This window comes from Glutamicibacter sp. AOP38-B1-38 (assembly GCF_052377485.1).
Lineage (GTDB): Bacteria > Actinomycetota > Actinomycetes > Actinomycetales > Micrococcaceae > Glutamicibacter.
This window is the reverse complement of sequence record NZ_JBQSWU010000004.1, coordinates 39,082-61,798: the sequence shown is the minus strand read 5'-3', so window position 1 is coordinate 61,798 and position 22,717 is coordinate 39,082. Positions and strand designations below refer to the sequence as shown.

The window sequence follows — 22,717 nt, the reverse complement described above, 5'->3', positions numbered from 1 at the left end:
GAAGCTGGACATGGGATTACTTCCTAACATTTGTGCGTTTGGCAAATACTGTGATCCTGCGGCAAATTGTCAATAGCTCATCTCCAAGAGTGCTAGGCCGGGGAACACGGCAAATACGATGGTCAACGGCAGGACTCCAAAAACTATTGGAATCAGCATGCTGATTTCACGTTTTCCAGCAACTTCCATCAGCTCTCGTTTGGAGGCATCACGCACATCTTGAGCCTGATCTCGGAGCACTTGTGCCAGCGGCGTGCCTCGCTCTGTGGCCACGACGATAGCGTCGACGAACCTGGTCATCGCCCCAACTTGGATACGATCGGACATATTCTGCATTGCCTGAATCATCGAGTTGCCGGCATGGATTTCGTTGAGTGTTTCGGTGAATTCATCGCCGATCACCCCATGGCAGATACGCGAAATCCGTTCGATCGCGCCGGTGGTCGATTCACCGGCTCCCACAGTGAGGGCGAGAACCTCCGCGACCGTGGGGAATTGCGTGAGAACCTTGCGGGCACGACGTTGAATCTGTTCGTTCAACCACCAGCCCCGGGCCATGAACCCAAACATGCCGCAGCCGAGCACCACGATGAGAGCAAAAGCCAAATTTGTGGGCCGGCTCAGCGCGAGCAGGGCCATGAGCCCCGAGCCGGCCAGCAGGCCAAACAGCGCGCAGATGATCTCTTGCGAGCGGTAATCCACAACACTGACTTTCAGTCCTGCGGCGCGAAGCCGTTTGCGTACCGTCTCGGTGCCGGGGCTGTGCAGACTGGCGAGGCGTTTGATCTGGGACAGTAGCGGCGCAGCGAATTGCACCACCGCCGGGCTACGCGATTCGGCCCGCCAGGAATCTTCGAGCATCCTCGAAGAACGCATGCCCACACGAATGTGCGGGGCAACGCGTTCGGCGAAGGACATCGGACGCCAAGCGGGCAGGTTAACGATGATCATCCATAGGCCCAGGCCGAGGCCGAAGCCGCACAGCACCGCCCAAGGGATCAGCGAGTTCATGCCAGCACCCGCTCTTCGACCGGCAACGTGCCAAGGCGCAGCATCACCCGGTAGCACAACAGCGAGATGAGCAGTCCACCGATGAGTACTACCACCCCACCCGAGGTCAGGTAGGCGTTTTTCGCCGCTTCTTGGGTGCCGAGCACCAGCAACAGGATCCAGGGGGCCGCAACCGCCAGCCGGGCTGCGGAAACGATCCACGACTGGCGGGCTGCCAGTTCTCCTCTGGTGCGCACGTCATCGCGCAAAAATGCTGCCAGAGTGCTCAAGGTTTGTCCCAGGTCGGTACCGCCGACCTCGCGGGTGATGCGCAGTGTGGCCAGGATCTTATCGGAGACCGGATCCGCCAGACGCGCACCCAATTGCTCAAGTGCAATGGAAAAATTGGAGGTGGCCCGATAGTCCAGGGCGAAGTCACGAAATGCCGGACGCAGCAGTTCTGGTCCCATGGTGGCCAGCTGGCTCAGCGATTCGGGAAGCGATAGCCCGGCCCGTATGGCGCTGCGCAGGTGGTCGACCACCTCTGGCCACTGTTCGTGCAACGCCGCCTGCCGTTTGGCTGCCTGATGGCGCAGATACACCCATGGCGCCCACAGCCCGAAGAGCAAAAACACGCTGGCAAAAAGCCACGAGCCGGTCAAAGCGAGGGTGATCAGCACGAACACCAGTCCATTGGCCGCGCAGATCGCCACAAATTTTGCCGGGCTCAGGCTCACGATGCCCGCACGCAGCAGGGACAGCCGGATCGCCGACTGGCGTTTGGCCCGCGGCGGGGTGGGGTCGAAAAGCAGCCAGTCCACAATCAACGCGATGCCCAGCCCGCCGAGTAATCCTAGAAATGCGATCATGAGCGTTCCATCAGCAATTGGGCGACGTTAATCCCGGCGAGCGTGAATTTCTCGTGCGCCCAGTCGGCTCCGGGTGCCTGGGTCAGTTCGCCCTGCCCGTATTCGAAAAGCGTTGAGGTTTCGAACTGGCCGTCCTCCACCCGGCCCCGCACGCTGAGGATTTCCTGCACATAGCGTTTTCCGCTCGGGTCGCGGGTGCAGTGCACCACCAGGTCGATGCAGGCGGCCACGGTTCGCACGGTGAAGTCGCTGGTGATATTGGGGCCGGCCAACAGCGGCAGGGTGCAGATCTTGGTGATTGCATCGCGCGCAGAGTTCGCATGCAAGGTGCACAGTCCGGCGATCCCTGAGTTCAAGGCGATGAGCATGTCCAATGATTCGGCCTCGCGTACCTCACCTACGATGATTCGATCCGGGCGCATGCGTAGCGCTTCCTTGACCAGTCGGCGCATGGTGATTTCCCCGGTGCCCTCCAAATTTGCTAGGCGGGTTTGCATGCTGACCACATCGCGCAGGGCCAAATTCAGTTCGAAAATCTCCTCGATGGTGATGATGCGTTCACGCGATCCGATGGAGGATGCCAAGCAGTTGAGCATCGTCGTCTTGCCAGCTTGGGTAGGTCCGGTGACCACCACATTGAGCCCGGCGGCGATCGACCATCCCAGGAACGCTGCCCCATCCTGGCTGAGCGAGCCGATTTCCACCAAATCTTCGAGCTTCGTTGCACGGGCGATGAATTTACGGATGTTCACCGCCCAGTGTTCGTGGGTGATGTCCGGGATGACTACGTGCAGTCGGGATCCATCGGGCAGTTGGCAGTCCACGAAGGGTTGGGACAGATCCAGCCGGCGCCCGGAGGATTTCAGCATTCGTTCCACCAGGCCGGCAACCTCGTCTGATTCGAGCCTAATATGCGTCAGTTCGCTTTGCCCGCCACGCGCGCAAAAAACCTGATGCGGCGAGTTGATCCAAATTTCTTCGACGTTGGGGTCATCGAGCAGGGGTTGCAACGCTCCGAATCCTGCCACATTATCGAAGACCGAACGGCGAACCTGATCGAGCGATCCGGTAGCCGGGACCGCCCCGAGCAGTGAGCGTTCGTCGTAGTCGCGCAAGACATCGTCGATCAGGGAACGGATGAGCGCAGGTTGTTTGCCAGGGTCCAGTCCGCGCCGGCGCACCAGCTCTCGCACTTCGTCTTCCACGATGGATAGCGCGTCCACGTCAAAGTCCTTAGCCGAAACTATGAAAATCGTTCCCGAATGCTTCGAGGTACACCGGCGAGCGCGGCACCGGAACAACGTCTTGCAACCCTCTTCTGGAGGTTAACTAGAAGGGGTATGTCAAGGGAGCCTAGCCCCACCGGCCAGCGCTTTCAATAGCTTGCCCGAAGATGTGGATAACCTCCGACGGCTTTTCCACAGTGCGAGGTGCGGCTTGAATCGTAGACCATCGTGCGTGCTGAAGTGTTGCCAAGACCCAGCTAGCGATCGAGGAGGAGAATTCATGGTGCGCTATGAGTTGCTGCTGGCGGCGCGGTGTTTCGCCCAGCCGCGCCAAATTCGGCTCGACGTTTCCACTCAGCTAGATGGCGCTGGGCTGGCCAAAATTCTGGCCGACTCCTTCGGCGCGACGCGCTGGTTTGTGGCAGACACCGCGCTGGAAGATTGTGGGATGCTCAGCGCGCGCACCCACCTGTTGCTTACCGATATTCCGCGAGCCACTGCCACCTCGGGGGTCCGGATGCCTGCCGCGCTGCAACTCTTTGTCGCATCCGGGCCGGATGCCGGGGCGAGCGTGCGACTGGACCAAGGCGTGCATCGGCTGGGGCGCTGTGCCCCGCTGTGGCTGCAGGACCCGCTGATCGCCCGGCATCATGCCCAAATTACCGTGGACCAATCGGCCCTGGTACTGACCTGTGATGATGCGAACACGATCCGGGTGGGCGAGCGCGTCGGGAAGCGGAGTTCGGTGACCCGGCTGCAGCTGCACCGCGGATCGCGCTTTTGGTTGGGAGACACCGAATTGTGCGTCGGCGATCCGGTACTGCTTGATACCGGTCAGTGCCTGTCCGCCGAGCAACTGCGCTGGCAGTTGCCAGACAAACCGGAGCTACAACGGTTGATCGCGTTGTGCTTGGCTGCCCTGGTGCCGATGCTTTCCGGGGTGTTGCTGGCGGTGCTCACCGGGTCGATGTTGTTCTTGTTGCTCAGCGCTGCCTCGGCCCTCTTGGGAATCGTACCTGCCGGGCAGCTGATCCTCGAGCGTCGCCGGTGGAAAGCCAAGGCCGTGGTGCACCGCGCCCAGGTGGCTCAAGCTCGTGAGGCCTATGCTCCGCCGTTGGGGATCGCCCTGCTTGCCGGGTTGACCCGTACCGAGTTGGGGATGCCAAATTCCGGCTTGCCGCCGCTGGTGTTCGGCCGGGGGCTGTGGTCCCCGGCGGCGGAAGAGATGACGCCGAAGAAGAAGCAACGCAGGAAACCGCGTAGCGCTTTGGATGCGCCCTGCCCTTCGCCGGTGTTCACCGCCAGCGTCCCCGGCGCCTGGCAGATCGTCGGCAATCAGGATAAGGCGAGCAGCGAACTGCTGTTGGCCCTGCTCGCCCGCTACCTGCCCGCGGTCCTTGCCGGACGGCTGGAACTGGTACTCGACCCACAGCTCGAATGCCTTCCGGCCAGTCTGATCCTGCTACCCGGGGTGAGTACCGGGCTGCCACCGGCTACAGCGGATCCACATGCAAGCCCGCTGGCAGCACCGGCGGCCGGCGAAGTGCGCTCCCTGTACGTGGTGGCCACCGCAGCACAGCCCTGCGCGGAGTCGATCGTGCTCGGGCTAAGCCGCGCCCCAGTGCCGCAGGGCACCTGGTGGGTGAATCCCCTGTTGCCGGAAGCCGTGCTCGAAGATCCGCAACTGGCCTTGCGGAAGGTGCAGCGGCTGAGCGCACCGCGTTTCGCCCGGCTGATCGATCGATGTCTGGCCCTCGCCGAAACCCACGGGTCCCTCAGCAGCGCTGCGCCGCCGAAGGTCGAGGGACAGCCTGCACAGCGCGGGCTGACCGCCCACATTGGCACCACCACGCAGCTTGATCCGGTGGTTCTGGACTTTGACTCCGACGGGCCGCACATGCTGATCTGCGGCACCACCGGTTCAGGAAAATCCGAGGCGCTACGCCGCATCGTCAAAGAACTAGCCGCCGGCTACTCCCCCGAAGATTTGGCCTTCGCCCTCGTCGATTTCAAGGGCGGAGCCGGGCTTTCGGTCTTCGCCGCATTGCCTCATGTCCAGCTCTTCGCCAGCGACCTCGACGCGGCAGCCGCGCAACGCACCCTGGCTCAATTAGAAGTCGAGGTCACCCGTCGCGAACGGCTGCTGGCCAGCTATCGCTGCAGCGACCTGCTCGAATATCAGCAGCTGAGCGATCCAGTGCCCGCCCTGCCAAGGCTGTTGGTGGTGATCGACGAATTCCGGGTGTTTAGCGAATCAATCCCGGAAGCCAGCCCACGAATCGACCGGCTCGCGGCCGTGGGCCGGGCTCTGGGCATTCACCTGTTGCTTAGCACCCAGCGGCCAGCAGGAACCGTGACCGGGCAAACCCGCGCAAACCTCAATACCGTGATCGCACTGCGCGTTAACGACCCGGGTGAATCTATTGAGCTGGTTGGTATCCGGGACGCTACCTCGCTGCTCAACCCCGGGCAAGCAATCATCCACTGCGCCACGCGGCAGACCCGAAAATTCCAATTTGCGCTCGCCTTCGACCCACCGCCTTATGGTGAGCTAGCCGAACGAGGACCAACGAATCTCGGCGCACGACAGCTCTGCACCTTTGGGACGCCCCCAACTGCCTACGAAGCTGTGGAGGCGCTGCACGACCAGATGGAAACCGTGGCTCAGCGCTGGGCAACGCTTAGATTACCGTGCTCACCGTTTGCCCCGGCACTTCCCGCGCAACCTGAACCTCCCGGTTCGGACTGGTCGCCCGAGCAAGCAGACGATATTTGGTGCGGGTTGATCGACCAGCTAGAGCACGGCACCCTCGATCCATTGGTGCTTGGTGGCGTGGCGAGGCGCAGTCTGTTGGTGTGCGGCCTTCCGGAGGCTGGGCCTCGTCAGCTATTGACCGGCCTGTGTCGGCTGCCGCGCAAAATACTGAGTTTCGGGCCCGCTTTGATCACAGATGAACGCAGCAGCCCGCACCTGCGACAAATTACCGGGGAGGACGTTTACGACTTTCTAGATGCGCTGGACTACCTCGAAGAACGGTGCGAAGACACGCGTCTACTCGTTCTAGTTCATGGTGCCGCGCAGCTGCAATCCTTGCTGCACCCACAGCATTTTCAACGCTTCGACGAAGTTCTCGGGGGTCTCTTGCGTCGAGGTGCAGCAGGCGGCACCACCGTCGTCCTCGCGGTGGATCGTGATCAGGCGCTGCTCAAAGCCGCAGGGCTGTGCACCGAGCAATGGTATTTTCCTTTTCAGGCCACCGAATCGTTGAAAATGGCCTGGCCTCGCCTCCCCGAAGCTGCAAGCGTGGTTGGACGAGGAATATTAGTGTGCGGTACAGACGCTGCACGCACCATCCAGTTAGGTTCGCCCCAGCCCGCGCCCTTCGAACAAGACGCGTGGAATGCGAATATCGATGACTCTGCGTACTTAGCCGAGCAAGGGGCTTTCCCACTTGGCAAACGTTCACTTGTAGATGCCACGATTAGTCTGTCTGCCTCGGCGATGACGCTCCTGATCTGTGGAGACCCTTTAATCCGAGAAGAGCTAAGCAAATGCCTGTGTCACCGGTGGTCACTAGAACGCTTGCGCGGAATCGACGAATTCGAATCACGGCTAGGCCAATTGGCACCAGGGAATATCGCGCTGGTGCTCGAAAATACGAACGACCCACGACTTGCCGGGTTGTTAAATTCTGCGCTGAGCCGCGCGGTGATCCCGGTACTTTTCGTACCGCCTTCCAGCCGGCTTGCCTACGAGATCGGGTCACCGGGCATGGCACTCGATGACCGTTGCGTTGCATTCGTCGAAGCCCACCATCCGCACGATATGCAACCCATGCCGTGGGAACCATTGAGTTCTCAAGAATCGGCACAGCGGGTAAACAAATGGCGCGCGGTCGCCAGTTACCGTGGGCAACCACGCGCCATCTATATCGACATGGGTGAACTCTAGGACTGCGGGCGGTCGCCTAGAAATACGGTTGTCTTGGGTGCAAACAACATCACGACGATAATTCCGGCGATCACGATGGCCGCAATCGCGATACCGCTAAATGGACCTTGCAAGAAGGAGAACGAGAGGATCAACTGGAACAATTGCCACACGATGATCGGTGCACGTGTGAAGGCCTTTCCCTTGAAGAAGTTGAAGGAAACGCTGATCTGCCAAGCGCCGGCTGCGAAGCACAGGACGAGCATGAAAATTCGGCCGCCCATGTTCAAGTCCCCCGCGTCAGCGAGATGCATTAGGTAGTTGACCGCGTAAACCAGGACCGCCACCGCTTCGAGCATTGTCAGGGCAGAGACGGCCAAAACGCTGGGAGGGCGGGACACGGAAGATTCGTTGTTGCTCACGACAACAATTTTCGTGCAAGCAACTCAGGAACTCAAACGCGCAACATCGAAGGCGAATATGGCACCGACCACAGCCCCTTCAGTTAGCGCAGTGAGCCTCGGAATTCCATGTGAGAAAGCACTCAGGCATTCAACCACATTTCACTTCCGTGACTCTTGTTTACTTTCTCGTAACATGAAAACCTAATGTGGTTGGTTAAACGAACACCCCTGCTCGTACCTCTCCAACTCATCGATGACCTTTCCGGTACACACAACGTAACGCACCTGCATTTCCTATTCGCAGTTGTTTTCTGTTTGTGACGATTTCCGGGAGGTCTTCGTTCCCCTAAATATTTCAAGGAGCATCAATAAGCATGGATTGGCGTAGCCGCGCGGCGTGTCTGGAAAAGGACCCGGAACTTTTCTTCCCGGTGGGTAACACCGGTCCGGCCCTATTGCAGATCGAAGAGGCCAAAAGCGTATGCCGTCGATGCGACGTCACGGAAACCTGCCTGCAGTGGGCCATCGAGTCCGGGCAGGATGCCGGCGTCTGGGGCGGCATGAGTGAAGACGAGCGTCGCGCCCTGAAGCGTCGTGCTGCACGGGCCCGTCGCGCTTCTTAGAGTAATAGCTGCACCCGAGGTAGTTCTCGCAACCCGGGTTGCTGTCCGAAATCCGTCAGTGGCAACTCTACTGGCGGATTTCGACTTTAACCCGTGAAATTCTCAGGCCAGCTGAGTAACCTACACTTAGTATCTGTGTTCGAAAGGAGCAAGGTCGTGTCCCAGACTCGCCATCAGTGCTCCCTTGTGGCAGGAGTTTTCTTTGATTAGCCCGGATCGACCAGACTCGCTCGTCGGACAAGTAATTGGTCACCGCTATCGGCTAGATACGCTGATCGCGCTCGGTGGGATGTCACGGGTATACCGGGCGATGGATCAGAATTTGCACCGGTCTGTGGCCGTCAAGGTACTGGACGAGAACTACGCTAGCGAATCGATGGTCCGCGAACGGTTCGAGTCCGAAGCTATTATCGCCGCGAACATCTCCCACCCGAACGTGGTGTCCATCCGTGACCACGCCGTTTCCGGCAGTCACGTGTATCTGGTGATGGAGTACGTTCGCGGACGCAATCTTGCCCAAGTTATCGAGGAACGTGGACGGTTTACTCCACGGCAGATGCTAAGCGTTCTCGAACGAATCTGCAGCGGCCTACGTGCCGCGCACCTCGAAGGCATCGTGCACCGGGATATGAAACCGGCAAACGTTTTACTTTCAGATACTGGCGAAATCAAAATCACCGACTTTGGTCTGGCTCGTGCGGCCAGCGCGCATACTCAGTCCGGGACGCTCGTCGCCACGCTCTCCCATGTCTCCCCCGAGCTAGTTTCAGGGGCGCCCTCCGATTCGCGTAGCGACATTTACGCCGTTGGAATCATGATCTATCAAATGCTCACCGGTCAGCTGCCATTCCCGGTATCCAACCCAGCAGCAATGATGAAGCAACATCTCGATTCGCCGATGCCGTTGCCTTCCACAATGGTTCCAGGGCTCAGCGAAGATCTCGATGAACTGGTGCGCTGCTGCACAGAAAAAGATCCGGATCTCCGTCCGCAGAATGCGGGCTTCTTGCTCGACGATGTCATCCAGATCCGTTCCACGCTGACCGATGAGGAGCTCGATCTTGACGCCGATTCGCTAGGTCAGATTTCGGACTTGGCCCCATTGGCTGCCGAAGCAATGCCTACCACTGTGCAGCAACGACTAGACGAGTGGCAGCGTTACCGTGACGAACAACGCCAACCGTGGTGGTTGAACGAAAATACGCTCGGCGAGACGGCCGCTTCGACGACCGAAGACTACTCTGCGGTTCCCCTCGAAGAGGCCACCACGGTCATCAGCACCTCTCAAGCAACCGAAGTATTGGACCTTCGAGAGGCCCAGCCCACCACTGTGACGCCTCAGCTGTCCCCCGGCGATCCGGTCCAGCCGTTACCGGCAACGAATGCCACCGCGGCTTATTCACGCGATGATTTAGCTGGGTTCGACGATTCAGCTTTGGTGGCTGAGAAACCCGTGGCACCAGCAATTACTCATGGTTCAGCTCGCGCGCAGAAGCAGGAGCAAAAACGTGCGGCGAAACAATGGCGCAAGACCGCGCAAATACCCACCCACCAACTGGTGAACCCTAAATCTGCCGGAAGGCGTTCGGTGATCTTGGTGGTACTCATTTTTATCATCGCATTAGTCGTTGCCGGTGCATGGTTCTTCGGCCGCGGCCCGGGAACCATTATTCGCATCCCATCGCTGACCGGAATGTTGCAAAACCAAGTTGTCGCCCAATTTGATGAGCAAGGCGTGCCGGTACGGGTGGACTCGGTCTATGACGATGAGATCGCTGTCGGCCGCGTAGTGCAATCCCAGCCGAGCACCGGCGAAAGCATGATGAAGTTTCAGGGCGTCGATTTACTGATTTCTCGCGGCCCGGAGCTCTTCGAAATTCCGGCGCTCGAAGGAGTGACTGAGGCGAACGCCACCGAGCAACTTTCGGATCTGGGATTGACCAAAGTGAAGACGAGCCAGGAGTATTCCTCCTCCATCGCTAAGGGACAGGTCATTTCAAGTTCGCCGACCGCCGGTGAAGTGGCGGGGCGGAAAAACACCGTGACTTTGGCGATCTCGCGAGGTCCGGCACCGGTGCAGATTCCTAACCTCGCGGGGATGTCACTGGAGCGCGCCGAGCAGGCACTGAGCGAAGTCGGCTTGAAGCTGAAGCTCGGCGAGCAGCAGTACTCGTCAACAGTTGACCAGGGGTTGGTCGCGGATCAGAGCCCGCGGCAACAGTCCGTTGAGTTTGGCAGCACGGTCACCGTTCATGTGTCCAAGGGGCCAGAATACCTTCAGGTGCCGTCGGTGATCGGTCAAAGCCTGGCCGAGGCGAGTGCAACGCTTGAGGAAGCCGGATTCACCGTCTCGACGCGATCGGTGCTTGGCGGCTTCTCGGACACGGTACGCATGCAGACGCCACTGAACCAGCGCGCCGTACGCGGCAGTGAAGTCAGCCTTTACGCGTTCTAAACCAAAGGCTTCGCTCGTTTAAATATCTCTGGCTTCCCGCGATTGCGGGAAGCCAGAGATATTTAGTGCCACGGGCGTTTAGCGACGACCACGGCTCTGCAGCGCACTGGAAACCAAGAATGCCATTTCCAGGGACTGCTTGTGGTTCAGGCGTGGGTCACAGACCGACTCATAGAGGTCATCGAACTGTTCCTGGCGGATCGGATCGGCACCGCCGAGGCACTCGGCCACGTCGTCACCGGTCATTTCCACGTGCAGGCCACCTGGGAAGGTGCCCAGCGAATCGTGGACCTCAAAGAATCCACGGACTTCGTCCATGACATCGTCGAATTTGCGGGTCTTGTAGCCGTTCTCGCTGGTGACGGTGTTTCCGTGCATCGGGTCGGTTACCCACAGTATCTGGGCGCCGGAGGCGGTGACCTTCTCGACCAAATTTGGCAGCTTTTCGCGAATGTTCTGCGCACCCATTCGGGTAATGAAGGTCAATCGCCCTGGTTCCCGGTTTGGATCCAGCTTCTCGATCAGTTCCAGCGCATCGTCTGGCGAGGTGTTCGGGCCAAGCTTGACGCCGATCGGGTTACGCACGCGTGACAGGAAGTCCACATGTGCGTGATCCAACTGGCGGGTGCGTTCGCCGATCCACAAGAAGTGTCCCGAAGTGTCATACGGCTGACCGGTACGCGAATCGGTACGGGTCAAGGCACGCTCGTAGTCCAGCAGCAATGCCTCGTGGGAAGCGAAGAATTCGGTGCGCTTCAGCGCTTCGAAGTCGGCTCCGCAGGCATCCATGAAGCGGATGGCAGAGTCGATCTCTCCGGCAAGCTGTTCGTAAGCAGAGTGCGCAGGGTTAGCCATGAAGCCGGCATTCCACGAATGCACGCTGCGCAAGTCTGCGAATCCACCCTGGGTGAATGCGCGGATCAGGTTCAGCGTTGCCGATGAGGTGTTGTAGGCCTGCACCAGACGCTTTGGATCACGTGCACGGGACTCGGGGGTGAAGTCATAGCCGTTGACGATGTCACCGCGGAAGGCCGGCAAGGTCACGCCATCGCGAGTCTCATCATTTGAGGAACGTGGCTTAGCGAACTGGCCCGCCATGCGTCCCATCTTGATCACTGGCATCGAAGCACCATAGGTAAGCACAACGGCCATCTGCAAAATGGTCTTCACACGCGCTGAGATCTTATCCGCGGTCGCCGCGTCGAAGGTCTCGGCACAGTCGCCACCCTGCAGCAGGAAGGCTTTACCCTGCGCTGCGGCGGCTAGGCGTTCGCGGAGGACATCCACTTCACCGGCAAATACCAGTGGTGGACGTGAACCCAGTTCGGATATCGAGGCACTATAGTCCGGGTGCTCACGCCAGGTGGGCTGTTGGGCAATAGGCAAATCACGCCACGCATCAAGTTGAGGGTCGGTGGCGGGGCCGGCTACAGAAGAGCCAGGCAATGGGGTTCGGTTTTCTTCGCTCACCTTAACAATTCTACGTCCGCGAGCATCAAAGCACCGCGATGAATGTAACAACTCGACGTAACACACGGATTCTGGAAGTCCGGCGTATTGCGCGAACAACTATTTTTTGATTTTCTTCGGGGCATAAACGTCGACATAGTTCTGCCCGGAAAGCTCGTTGATGGCCTTGCGGATTTCGTCTGCCACGTGACGCAGCGTCTGCGGGTCATCGACCTGTTCGGCATACCTGCTGAAGTCCAGGGGTTCTCCGACGCGGATCCCGATACGACCCGGACGCGGGATACCTTGCCCGATAGGTTGAACCCTGTCTGTGCCGATCATGGCGACCGGAATGACTGGAGCACCAGATTCCATGGCGAGTTTCGCGACTCCCAGCTTGGCTCGGTAAAGCCTGCCATCAGGCGAACGCGTGCCTTCCGGGTAGATCCCTAGCAACTTGCCTTCTCGCAGCGCACGGTTGGCGCTGTCCAGTGAGGCGGCGGAGCCTTTGCCGCCGGAACGGTCCATCGGTAGCTGATTAATATTGCGGAAGAACCAGGCGACGAAGCGTCCTTTGGGCCCTCTGCCGTTGAAGTAGTCGTCCTTCGCGAGAAAAATAACCGGGCGCTCAAGACTCGCGGGCAAGAAGACCGAATCACTGACCGACAGGTGGTTCGAGGCGAGGATCGCGGCACCTTGTTCGGGGATATTTTCGATGCCTTGGAGATCGATCTTGAAGAAGATACGCAACAATGGCCGGACCGCGAACCGTTTAAGAAAGTCGTAGAGCACGGGGTGGCATTTCCTTATTCTCGTCTTCGAACAGCTTTGCGCGGGAGACAACCGGACGGCGCCTTAGCCCACACCATACAATTGTGCACTACGCTCGACAGTGAACCGTTGAATTTTAGGGGTGCACATGATGAAAGATACTTCCTTGGTCCCGGAATCCGAGTCCGTTTCGGACGTGGCTGTATTGCTGATCCACGGTTTCACCGGCTCCACGACGGCCATGCGCCCATGGGCCGACTCGTTGCAGCGCCATGGTGTACACACGAGCGTTCCTATACTTCCCGGACATGAGACACGCTGGCAGGACCTGATCGGCCGACCCTACGGACAGTGGATCCAGGCGACGGAGGATACCTTCGATGACTTGGCGTCCGCGCATCAACATGTTTTTGTCGCCGGGCTGTCGATGGGCGGAGCGTTGGCACTGCATCTCGCATCACGCCGTAATGTCAGCGGAGTGTCTCTGGTGAACCCCGGGCTGGTCATCGATTCGCCGGTTGCTCCCTACGCGGGCTATCTGCGCCGAGTGGTTCGGACCGTCGCTCCGATAAGCAATGACATTGCTTATCCCGGGGCCGACGAGAATGCCTACGAACGGACGCCGGTTGCGGCAGTACATGAGGTGTACAAGCTCTTCGCGCAGACGCGTGCTCGGCTGCCATTGGTGGCCGCCCCAGTACAGTTGCTCCGTTCCGCCGTGGACAACGTGGTTTCGGATGCATCCGTTCATGCCTTGCTCAACGGGCTCGGGCCGGGAATTCTGCGCGAGCGAATTGCGTTATCACGTAGTAGGCATGTGGCGACATTGGATTATGATGCGCCGAAGATTTTCAAAGAATCGCTGCGCTTCATTACTGACGTCGCGGCACGGGAAGAGGCCCAATGAGCCCTGCAGAGAACGAGCCTTCAAAAGCCGAGGACCCGCGCTGGGATCAGTTGGTGGAGAATTTCAAAAGTCTCGACGCGCAAGCTCCTCGCGAGCCAAGCGCTGCCGAACGTGCCACCCACTTGGACAAGCTGTTTAACACCGGGCCGCTCGCTCGCGGACCACGCGACTATGAACCAGTCGATACTCCCGACGAATTCGTTCCTGAAGAGCCAGCCGCGCTGGGCAGTGGCGATCCAATGTTGAATTTGGCATGGGTAGGCGCCGCCGGCGGACCCTTTGGATTGCTGTTTTGCGTGATCTTTTTCCGAAGTGCACCGGGGTTTATTTATCTCGGTTTGGCCGCGGCGGCGATTCTTGGCATTTTTTACCTGCTGCGAAGACTACCGACTCAGCGCGATCCGGGAGATGATGGGGCAAAGGTCTAATCGACTTGGAACACTGCAACGGCTACGTTACTATCGAGTAATATAAATGTGACGCAGCTTACGAGGCGTTATAACCTAGGACACTTACCACAGGAGTTGAGTACCAGATGCGCGAATTTAGCTCGCCACTTCGCATCCACTCGCCGGAAAATTCGAACATCACCGATCTGCTCCTACGACATGCAAATTCGGCAGCGAATCCTGCCTTATTCTCCGTGCCGACCGCCAGTGGGGCTTGGCAGGACATCACCGCATCGCAGTTCGCAGCCGATGCCTCGGCCATCGCGCGTGGTTTCATCGCCTCCGGCATTGAGCAGGGCTCACGCATCGGGCTCATGGCCCGTACCCGCTATGAGTGGACACTCGTTGACTTCGCTATCTGGTACGCGGGATGCATCACCGTGCCCATCTACGAAACCTCCTCCCCCAGCCAGGTCGCTTGGATCGTCGCCGATTCCGAAGCCTGTGCCATGGTCGTTGAATCGCCCAACCACGAAAACGTCGTCCGTCAGGCGGCCCATCAAGAAACCCTCGAATCCTTGGACAACATCTGGCAATTCGAAGGTGGCCTCGATGAGCTGCGCAAGGCAGGCGAAAATGTTAGTGACGAAGAGTTAGAAGAACGACGCACCTCGGCCACGCTGAACGACGTGGCCACCCTGATTTACACCTCGGGCACCACCGGACGCCCCAAAGGTTGCGAACTTACCCACGGAAACTTTGTTGAGCTATCCGAAAATGCTGCAGCTGAACTTCCGCAGTGCGTATATCCGGGTGCCGCGACGATCATGTTCTTGCCGCTGGCGCACGTGTTCGCCCGGTACATCTCGGTACTTGCAGTTTCCGCCGGTTGCCGCGTGGGACACACCCCGGATGTCAAAAATCTCTTGCCTGATTTACAATCATTCAAGCCAAACTTCATCCTCGCGGTGCCGCGAGTCTTCGAAAAGGTCTACAACTCTTCGATGCTCAAGGCCGAAGACGCCGGCAAGGGCAAAATCTTCCATGCCGGCGTGGATGTTGCCGTTGCATATTCCAAAGCCCAAGGCGCCGGCAAGGTTCCACTGGTCCTTAAGCTAAAGCACAAGCTGTTCGATGCCCTGCTGTACAGCAAGTTGCGCGCAGCGATGGGCGGAAACATTCGCCATGCAGTCTCCGGCGGTGCACCACTAGGAGAACGCCTCGGTCATTTCTTCCACGGGATCGGGCTGACTGTCCTCGAAGGCTACGGGCTGACCGAGACTACGGCTCCGATCACCGTGAACACCATCGATCGCATCAAGATCGGCACGGTGGGCCCACCGCTGCCGGGCAACGCTGTGCGCATCGCAGAGGATGGCGAGATTCTAGCCAAGGGCATCTGTGTCATGCGCGGTTACCACAACCGCCCCGAGTTGGAAGCCGAAACCTTCGTCGACGGCTGGTTCCGCACCGGAGATGTTGGCGAGCTGGATGCCGACGGATTCTTGAGAATCACCGGGCGCAAGAAGGAAATCATCGTTACTGCCAGTGGCAAGAATGTAATTCCTGCACTGCTTGAGGACCAGATTCGCGCCGATTCGCTGGTCTCCCAGTGTGTTGTCTTAGGCGATGGCCGGCCGTTCATTTCGGCTCTGGTCACCTTGGACCCAGAGGCATTGCATGGTTGGTTGGAGCGCCACCAGCTCGATACCGCCCTGACCGTGGAAGAAGTCAGCAACCTCGACCAGGTAAAGACCCATGTGCAGAGCCTCATCGACAAAGCCAATACCTCGGTCAGCCGGGCAGAGGCGATCAAGGCCTTCCGGATTGTCCCAACGGACTTCACCGAATCCTCCGGACATCTGACCCCTTCTATGAAGATCAAGCGCGCCGTGGTCTTCAAGGATTACGAAGCAGTCATCGACGAAATCTATTCGGCAGATAAGCCCGTCGCATAGTTCAATACAGCATCGGCAAGTTCCCACGATTCGTGGGATGCAGCGGCCCAGGGCAACCTGCGGCCGCTTTGCTGTGTCTGTTCGGCAAAATTCATTGGGAGCACAACCCGTTCGAAGACCGGCGCCGGGGTGGCAGACGTTCTCGCGCCGAGCTGCACGTACACCAGGTTCTCGGCCAATGCCGTTCGGCCGTTGAGCAGTAGCCACTGCACTAGCTCCATCAGTGCAGGCTCTGCAGTTGCGGAGCCATCGCCCACCACAACCAGCACGTCGGCCTCGTTGAAGCGTCCGGCAAGGGCTGCCTTGACTCGTTCGGGACCCGCGACGCGGACCTGCGAGTTCAGCGTCAGCTGCGCCAACTGGCCTTCAAGAAACACGGCAAGTTCTGCGGCCGGCAGTGCCGCACTAAGCGCGAAGACGGTAATTTTCAAGTTCTCCCGCACTTTGCCCGCCGCGATGGCTTTCGCCCGCAACGCGGCTGGCTTCAGCGTCGGACCTGACTTACGCGCTATCCTCATGTCTCTCCTTGAACAAGAATTTGAGCTCTCCGGACTTCTTGGTGAAACCGAAGCCGTCAGAGAGCATAGTGCCACAACTGCCCGTTGGTGCACTACTCCGGTGGACCGCGCCCAAGCGCATTGATGCCAATGTGCAAAAGGTGTGGCCCCAAGGACCAGTTCAAAGTCCCCGGGGCCACACCTATTGCTCAGCGAATGCTGCGCCTTCGTTGACTTACTTGGGTTCGATGACGAGCAGCAGGTCGCCGCCCTGCACCTGGCTGGTTCCGTCCAACGTTACCTGCGAAACGACACCCGAAGCGTTGGCCGTGATGCCAGCTTCCATCTTCATCGCTTCGATGGTTGCTACCGATTGGCCTGCTTCGATCAGGTCGCCGACCTTGACGTTGACCGTCACGGCACCGGCGAACGGTGCCGCCACGTGGCCCGAATTGGTCGGATCGGCCTTTGGCGCACTCTTCACCGTCGACTCGACCGATTCGTCACGCACCTTGATCTGGCGCGACTGGCCATTGAGCGAGAACACCACGGTGCGCAAGCCCTTCTCATCGGCTTCGGATACCGAGATCAGCTTCACCAGCAGGCGCACACCGGTACCAAGGGACACCACGCGCTCGACCTCTGGGGTCAGGCCGAAGAGGTAGTCGCGGGTGTGCAGCACGGACAGGTCGCCGTAGTTCTCCACGGACTTCTCGAAGTCGCGGGTCGGACCGGCAAAGAGCAAGCGGTTCAAGGTCGCACGGATCGTCTCGTCATCGGCATTGAGCGCCGCCGAATCTTCGTCCGAGAGCTCTTCAACCCGTGGGCGCACGCTGCGGCCCTGCAATGCCTTGGTGCGGAATGGCTCTGGCCATCCTCCCGGAGGATTGCCCAGCTCACCCGAGAGGAACTGGATGACCGAATCCGGGATGTCGAAGTTCTGCGGATTGGCTTCGAAATCTGCCGCCGGTACGCCGGAGCCGACCAGCTGCAATGCCAGATCGCCAACGACCTTGGAGGACGGGGTCACCTTGACCACGTTTCCGAGCATGGCGTTGACCGAGGCATACATGGATTCGATGGCCTCGAAACGCTCGCCCAGTCCCAGTGCGATGGCCTGCTGACGAAGGTTCGAGAGCTGTCCACCCGGAATTTCATGCTGGTAGACGCGCCCGGTTGGTGCAGGCAGTCCGGATTCGAACGGCTTGTACATCGCGCGCACCGCTTCCCAGTACGGTTCCAGCGAAGCTACCGCGTCCAAGGAAAGCCCTGAATCGCGTTCGGTGTGCTCAAGCGCTGCCACGAGGGCGGAGGCAGAAGGCTGGCTGGTGGTGCCGGCCATCGCAGCCGAAGCCACATCCACTGCATCCACGCCGGCATCGATCGCTGCCATCAGGGTAGCAAGCTGTCCGCCAGAGGTGTCATGGGTATGCAGGTGAACCGGCACGTCGAAGCGTTCGCGCAACGCGGTGACCAGCTTCTTTGCGGCGGCCGGACGCAGCAGTCCTGCCATATCCTTGATCGCGATGATGTGTGCACCGGCATCGATGATCTGCTGAGCCAGGTTCAGGTAGTAATCAAGGGTGTACAGCTTCTCGTTGGAATCGAGCAGGTTGCCGGTGTAGCACAGGGCCACCTCGGCGACGGCGGTTCCGGTTTCGCGCACAGCCTTGATGGCCGGAGCCATCTGCGAGACATCGTTCAACGCATCGAAGATGCGGAAGATGTCGATGCCACTCTTCGCGGCCTGCTTTACGAACGCGTCGGTGACCTCGGTGGGGTACGGGGTGTAACCTACGGTATTACGGCCACGCAGCAGCATCTGCAGCGGGATATTCGGCAGTTCGGCACGCAGCAGCTCTAGACGCTTCCACGGATCTTCGCCCAGGAATCGAAGCGAGACATCGTAGGTCGCGCCTCCCCAGACTTCCATGGAGAACAACTGCGGCACGGTATGGGCGTAGGCAGGCGCAGCGGCGAGCAGATCTCGGGTACGCACGCGAGTGGCTAGCAATGACTGGTGCGCGTCGCGGAAGGTGGTGTCGGTAACACCCACGGCCTTCGCGTCGCGCAGCGCCTTGGCAAAACCTTCAGGACCCAGATCCAACAGCTTCTGGCGCCAGCCTGCCGGAGGTGCTACCGATTTCGAAGGGCCGTCGAATGGCGAACGCTCCGGCTCGGAGGATTTGTCCCCCGGGAAGCTCGGAAGCTTCTTGCGTGGATCTATGCCATCGATGCGTTCGCCGTTAGGCTTGTTGACGGTCACGTGAGCCAGGTAGTTCAGTGCCTTGGTGCCGCGGTCCTGAGATTCGTTACCGGTCAGCAGATCCGGGCGCGAGTCAATGAAGTCGGTCGCGACGTCTCCGGCGATGAACTGTGGATCGTTGAGAACATTCTGGATGAACGGAATGTTGGTGGCGACACCACGGACGCGGAATTCGGCCAGCGCACGGCGTGCGCGTGCGACGGCGGTCTTGTAGTCGCGGCCACGACAGGTGAGCTTAACCAGCATGGAGTCAAAGTGCGGGGAAACCTCTGCGCCGGCGTAGATGGTGCCGCCATCAAGACGCACGCCGGAACCACCAGCAGAACGGTAAACGGTAATGGTTCCCACATCTGGTCGGAAGCCATTTGCCGGGTCCTCAGTGGTGATGCGCGACTGCAGTGCCCAACCACGAACCTGGATGTTGTCCTGGCTGATCTCAAGATCGCTCAGCGATTCACCGGAGGCGATACGCATCTGAGCCTGGACGAGGTCAATATCAGTGACTTCTTCGGTAACCGTGTGCTCCACCTGGATACGCGGGTTCATTTCGATGAACACGTGCTGTCCTGCCCGCTCACCGACGGTGTCGACCAGGAATTCGACGGTACCAGCGTTCTGGTAGCCGAGGGTCTGCGCAAACTTCACGGCGTCACGGAACAGCGCCTGACGGATGGACTCATCCAGGTTCGGCGCCGGAGCGATCTCGACGACCTTCTGGTGACGGCGCTGCAAGGAGCAGTCACGCTCATGCAGGTGCACCACATTGCCCTGCTCATCGGCGAGGATCTGCACCTCAATGTGACGCGGGCGAAGGACTGCCTGCTCCAGGAATACGGTCGGATCGCCAAAGGCGGTACCGGCTTCGCGCATTGCCGCACCCATTAGCTCGGGCAGGTCTTCGCGCTTGTCGACACGGCGCATGCCGCGGCCGCCACCGCCGGCAACTGCCTTGACGAAGATCGGGAAGCCAATGCGGTCGGCCTCGGCTAGGAGGAAGTCAACGTCGTCGCTCGGTTCGGAGGATTCCAATACCGGGATGCCGGCCTTGCGCGCTGCCTTCAGCGCAGCGACCTTGTTTCCGGCCAGTTCAAGCACGTCCGCCTTTGGACCGATGAACTTAATGCCGTTTTCTGCAGCCTTGCGGGCCAGGTCTGGGTTCTCCGAAAGGAATCCGTAACCTGGGTAAATCGCGTCAGCGCCGGCTTCTTTGGCGACGCGGACGATTTCGTCAATGTCCAGGTAGGCGCGAACCGGGTGGCCCTCTTCGCCAATCTGGTAGGCCTCTCCAGCTTTCTGGCGGTGGATCGAGTTACGATCTTCATATGGGTAGACGGCAATTGTTTTTGCGCCTAGTTCGTAACCAGCGCGGAAAGCACGAATTGCAATCTCACCGCGGTTGGCGACCAAGATTTTCTCAAACATAGTTTCCCTACATCGATTCAGCACACCCATTTGGAAGACGGGGAAGCGTCCTTCGTGGGACGCTTCGTTCCCATTTTCCTGGGTGTAGGGCCTCGCATAACGGATATTTTTAACCGCTGCTGTGGATACCCTACCGTGACGGGGTGCACAATTACCAAACATTTCGCTCAGTGGTCTGACCACATGACTTACTAGCGTCTGCATACAGTTTTTATGACATGGTTACATCCGTGCTAAAAATCCCACGTTGCGGAGTCGGGGAAATACCGCGTGGCACACTATGATAAAGAGAGACTAAATATTCGGTGGGACGTTTAATCAGCAAGCAGTGAAAGGCGTGGTCTGGTCCGTGCATGTAGTGAGCATCAGCAGCCTCAAGGGTGGCGTAGGAAAAACCTCCGTAACACTCGGATTGGCCTCAGCAGCACTCGCAGCCGGAATTCCGACGCTCGTGATCGATTTAGATCCGCATGCAGACGCGAGCACCGGCTTAGGCGCCCGAGTCAACGGCAAACAGCCAATTGGGCAAATGCTCAAGAATGTTCGTCGTGCGCGACTTCAAGATAATGTCGCAGCCAGCGCATGGCAGTCTAAAGCTGCCGAAAAGAAATCGCGCACACGAATTCCGGTACTCGATGTCGCCGTGGGCGACGCGTTCACCGGAATTTATGATCGCCCAGATCTTCGTACTCGAGATTTGCGCCGTCTGTCGCAGCTATTGAGCCGCACCAGCGGATACCAGCTAGTACTTATCGATTGCCCACCATCGCTTAACGGTCTAACCCGCATGGCATGGAGCGCTTCAGATCAGTTATTGCTCGTCGCTGAGCCAAGCTTGTTCTCAGTAGCTGGAACCGAACGCACACAGCGCGCGCTTGAACTCTTCCGCCGCGAATTCGCTCCGTCCCTAGGCCCGGTTAGCGTCGTAGCCAACCGCGTGCGCAAGGATTCAGCCGAGCATACGTTCCGAGTCAACGAGATGCGCCAGATGTTCGGCGATTCCATGGTGAAGCCGGAGATCCCCGAGCACCCAGAATGGCAACAGATTCAGGGCGCAGCATATTCAGTGCATCAGTGGCCAAGCAAAGCCACTGCCCCAATGCTTTCTCAGTTCGATGCGCTACTCAAGGACCTCATGTCCTCGGCGCCGACGCAGAACGCACAGTCCTAGGGTTTAGAAACAAGAAAGCTTCGGCTCGAACAAACTTATGGAAGTTTGTTCGAGCCGAAGCTTTCGCAATTCTAGGTACTATTCAGCTAACGTTACGGGCGGCCTTGGCAGCGCGTCGGGAAGCGAGCTCATCGGTGACCAACTGGTCCCCCGTGCTTTCCGATGGCAGCATTGCCAACGTTCCTTCAACTTCGCGCCATACTCGGCCAACGGCGATACCGAAGACACCCTGACCGGCCTGGACCAGGTCTATGACTTCGTCGGCACTGGTGCACTCGTAAACCGAAGCGCCATCGCTCATCAAGGTAATCTGGGCCAGATCTTCCACACCACGTTCGCGGAGATGGCTTACCGCTGTGCGGATCTGCTGCAGCGAGACGCCGGTGTCCAACAGGCGCTTAACCACTTTCAGGACCAGGATATCGCGGAACGAATACAGGCGCTGAGTACCGGATCCTTTGGCTTCACGGACCGCCGGTTCAACCAGACCAGTACGAGCCCAGTAGTCCAGCTGTCGGTAGGTAATCCCGGCAGCCTTGCATACAACTGGTCCCCGGTAGCCGGCATGTTCATCCAGCTCGGGCAGATCATCAGTGAAGAGCAAACCTTGGGTATTGGATCGCTGAACGCCACCGGTGGTCCCATGGCGAGGACCGGTCTGGCTAGACTCCATCCAAATACTCCTAGCGTGTAAGCTCATTCAATTGAGAGGCCAGAGAATTTCATGCGACTGACCGGTGCGGGTGATGACGAACCTAGTATCGGTCAACAGGAATTTTCTCTATGCTTCGACGGTACGGCTATAAGGGGCGTTGGTCAAAGACCTTCAAGCTTAACTTTAAGGCGTGTCGCAAATGGCGAGCCGAAGACCAGCTAAGCCGAGAAATCTTCGGGGTCAATATTGTCAAGGAACTCTCTGAATTCACGCATTTGTTCCTCGGGAAGCTCTTCGTCTTCGGACTCGATTTCGATGGCGACCCCCGCTGATTCCATGACTTCTTCGGTGCACAGGATCGGGCATTGCGTACGTACCGCCAGCGCAACTGCGTCAGAAGACCGCGAGTCGACGCGCTTGCCGTTGGAGAGCACCAGCTCCGCGGTGAAAATTGCATTCTGCACCGAGACGATCTCGATTCGCACAAGTCTCACTTCAAGAGCTTCGAGCATGTTAACTATCAGATCGTGAGTCATCGGTCTTGGCGGGGTGAGCCCCTGTTCCGACATGGCGATAGCGGACGCTTCGGGTGCGCCAATCCAGAGAGGGAGATACAAATTCTGCTCATGACGCTTAAGTAGCAGCAGCGGCTGATTCGATGGAAGCTGAATCCGAATACCGGCAAATTCTAGTTCAAGCATGCACTCCCCCTAGCGTTGCGAACTCGTTCCTGC

At 59.0% G+C, this 22,717-nt stretch carries 17 protein-coding genes; 7 read left to right on the top strand and 10 right to left on the bottom strand.

Annotation, left to right across the window (positions count from 1 at the left end; translation table 11 throughout):
- Positions 1 to 69 precede the first annotated feature (69 nt).
- From ACT3TP_RS03460 to ACT3TP_RS03450, 3 genes are read right to left on the bottom strand one after another with little or no spacing between them, the layout of a single operon-like run.
- Positions 70 to 1,011, bottom strand: a complete 942-nt coding sequence (locus ACT3TP_RS03460) for a type II secretion system F family protein (RefSeq protein ID WP_096284155.1) — start codon at positions 1,009 to 1,011, stop codon at positions 70 to 72.
- Positions 1,008 to 1,859: a type II secretion system F family protein gene (locus ACT3TP_RS03455; protein WP_096284157.1), complete on the bottom strand. Its 852-nt coding sequence runs from the start codon at positions 1,857 to 1,859 to the stop codon at positions 1,008 to 1,010. Before ACT3TP_RS03455 ends, ACT3TP_RS03460 begins: the two co-directional genes overlap by 4 nt.
- Entirely contained in the window at positions 1,856 to 3,082 is a 1,227-nt protein-coding gene (locus tag ACT3TP_RS03450) for a CpaF family protein (RefSeq protein ID WP_096284159.1), read from the bottom strand. The genes ACT3TP_RS03455 and ACT3TP_RS03450 overlap by 4 nt, the downstream gene beginning before the upstream one ends.
- 283 nt (positions 3,083 to 3,365) lie before the next feature.
- Here ACT3TP_RS03450 and ACT3TP_RS03445 point away from each other — a divergent pair, with 283 nt between their 5' ends.
- Positions 3,366 to 7,037, top strand: a complete 3,672-nt coding sequence (locus ACT3TP_RS03445) for an FtsK/SpoIIIE domain-containing protein (protein WP_444619367.1) — start codon at positions 3,366 to 3,368, stop codon at positions 7,035 to 7,037.
- On the opposite strand, the gene ACT3TP_RS03440 is transcribed toward ACT3TP_RS03445, so the two are convergent.
- Entirely contained in the window at positions 7,034 to 7,438 is a 405-nt protein-coding gene (locus ACT3TP_RS03440) for a hypothetical protein (RefSeq protein ID WP_096284163.1), read from the bottom strand. The two genes, ACT3TP_RS03445 and ACT3TP_RS03440, sit on opposite strands and share 4 nt — an antisense overlap.
- 356 nt (positions 7,439 to 7,794) lie before the next feature.
- Here ACT3TP_RS03440 and ACT3TP_RS03435 point away from each other — a divergent pair, with 356 nt between their 5' ends.
- Together ACT3TP_RS03435 and ACT3TP_RS03430 are read left to right on the top strand one after the other, a co-directional pair.
- Positions 7,795 to 8,043, top strand: a complete 249-nt coding sequence (locus tag ACT3TP_RS03435) for a WhiB family transcriptional regulator (RefSeq protein WP_096256388.1) — start codon at positions 7,795 to 7,797, stop codon at positions 8,041 to 8,043.
- Between the two features lie 184 nt (positions 8,044 to 8,227).
- Entirely contained in the window at positions 8,228 to 10,498 is a 2,271-nt protein-coding gene (locus tag ACT3TP_RS03430) for a protein kinase domain-containing protein (protein ID WP_444619365.1), read from the top strand.
- Between the two features lie 78 nt (positions 10,499 to 10,576).
- On the opposite strand, the gene ACT3TP_RS03425 is transcribed toward ACT3TP_RS03430, so the two are convergent.
- Together ACT3TP_RS03425 and ACT3TP_RS03420 are read right to left on the bottom strand one after the other, a co-directional pair.
- A complete protein-coding gene (locus tag ACT3TP_RS03425; RefSeq protein WP_444619363.1) occupies positions 10,577 to 11,968 on the bottom strand; it encodes a class II 3-deoxy-7-phosphoheptulonate synthase in 1,392 nt (463 codons plus the stop codon).
- A gap of 99 nt (positions 11,969 to 12,067) precedes the next feature.
- Positions 12,068 to 12,739: a lysophospholipid acyltransferase family protein gene (locus ACT3TP_RS03420; protein WP_096284167.1), complete on the bottom strand. Its 672-nt coding sequence runs from the start codon at positions 12,737 to 12,739 to the stop codon at positions 12,068 to 12,070.
- Between the two features lie 127 nt (positions 12,740 to 12,866).
- Between ACT3TP_RS03420 and ACT3TP_RS03415 the strand changes: the two genes are divergently transcribed.
- The 3 genes from ACT3TP_RS03415 (at position 12,867) to ACT3TP_RS03405 (ending at position 15,972) form a co-directional block, all read left to right on the top strand.
- Positions 12,867 to 13,625, top strand: coding sequence for an alpha/beta hydrolase (locus ACT3TP_RS03415; RefSeq protein WP_096284169.1), 759 nt, complete (start codon positions 12,867 to 12,869; stop codon positions 13,623 to 13,625).
- Between the two features lie 53 nt (positions 13,626 to 13,678).
- Positions 13,679 to 14,053, top strand: coding sequence for a hypothetical protein (locus tag ACT3TP_RS03410; protein ID WP_444617038.1), 375 nt, complete (start codon positions 13,679 to 13,681; stop codon positions 14,051 to 14,053).
- Between the two features lie 107 nt (positions 14,054 to 14,160).
- Positions 14,161 to 15,972, top strand: a complete 1,812-nt coding sequence (locus tag ACT3TP_RS03405) for an AMP-dependent synthetase/ligase (protein ID WP_096284173.1) — start codon at positions 14,161 to 14,163, stop codon at positions 15,970 to 15,972.
- Here ACT3TP_RS03405 and ACT3TP_RS03400 read toward each other — a convergent pair.
- Positions 15,945 to 16,490, bottom strand: coding sequence for a hypothetical protein (locus tag ACT3TP_RS03400; protein ID WP_444619361.1), 546 nt, complete (start codon positions 16,488 to 16,490; stop codon positions 15,945 to 15,947). The genes ACT3TP_RS03405 and ACT3TP_RS03400 overlap by 28 nt on opposite strands.
- A 214-nt stretch (positions 16,491 to 16,704) precedes the next feature.
- Positions 16,705 to 20,157, bottom strand: coding sequence for a pyruvate carboxylase (locus ACT3TP_RS03395; protein ID WP_444619359.1), 3,453 nt, complete (start codon positions 20,155 to 20,157; stop codon positions 16,705 to 16,707).
- A gap of 349 nt (positions 20,158 to 20,506) precedes the next feature.
- On the opposite strand from ACT3TP_RS03395, the gene ACT3TP_RS03390 reads away from it, so the two are divergent.
- On the top strand, positions 20,507 to 21,328 hold the full coding sequence (locus tag ACT3TP_RS03390) for a ParA family protein (protein ID WP_444619357.1): 822 nt from the start codon (positions 20,507 to 20,509) through the stop codon (positions 21,326 to 21,328).
- 82 nt (positions 21,329 to 21,410) lie between these two features.
- Here the strand turns inward: ACT3TP_RS03390 and ACT3TP_RS03385 are convergent, their stop codons facing one another.
- Together ACT3TP_RS03385 and ACT3TP_RS03380 are read right to left on the bottom strand one after the other, a co-directional pair.
- Positions 21,411 to 22,001 (bottom strand): MerR family transcriptional regulator, encoded by a 591-nt coding sequence (locus ACT3TP_RS03385; RefSeq protein WP_096284180.1) that lies wholly within the window; start codon positions 21,999 to 22,001, stop codon positions 21,411 to 21,413.
- Between the two features lie 200 nt (positions 22,002 to 22,201).
- The gene (locus tag ACT3TP_RS03380; RefSeq protein WP_105554319.1) at positions 22,202 to 22,684 is read right to left on the bottom strand and encodes a bifunctional nuclease family protein; all 483 of its coding nucleotides are present in this window, start codon (positions 22,682 to 22,684) and stop codon (positions 22,202 to 22,204) included.
- Between the last annotated feature and the right edge of the window lie 33 nt (positions 22,685 to 22,717).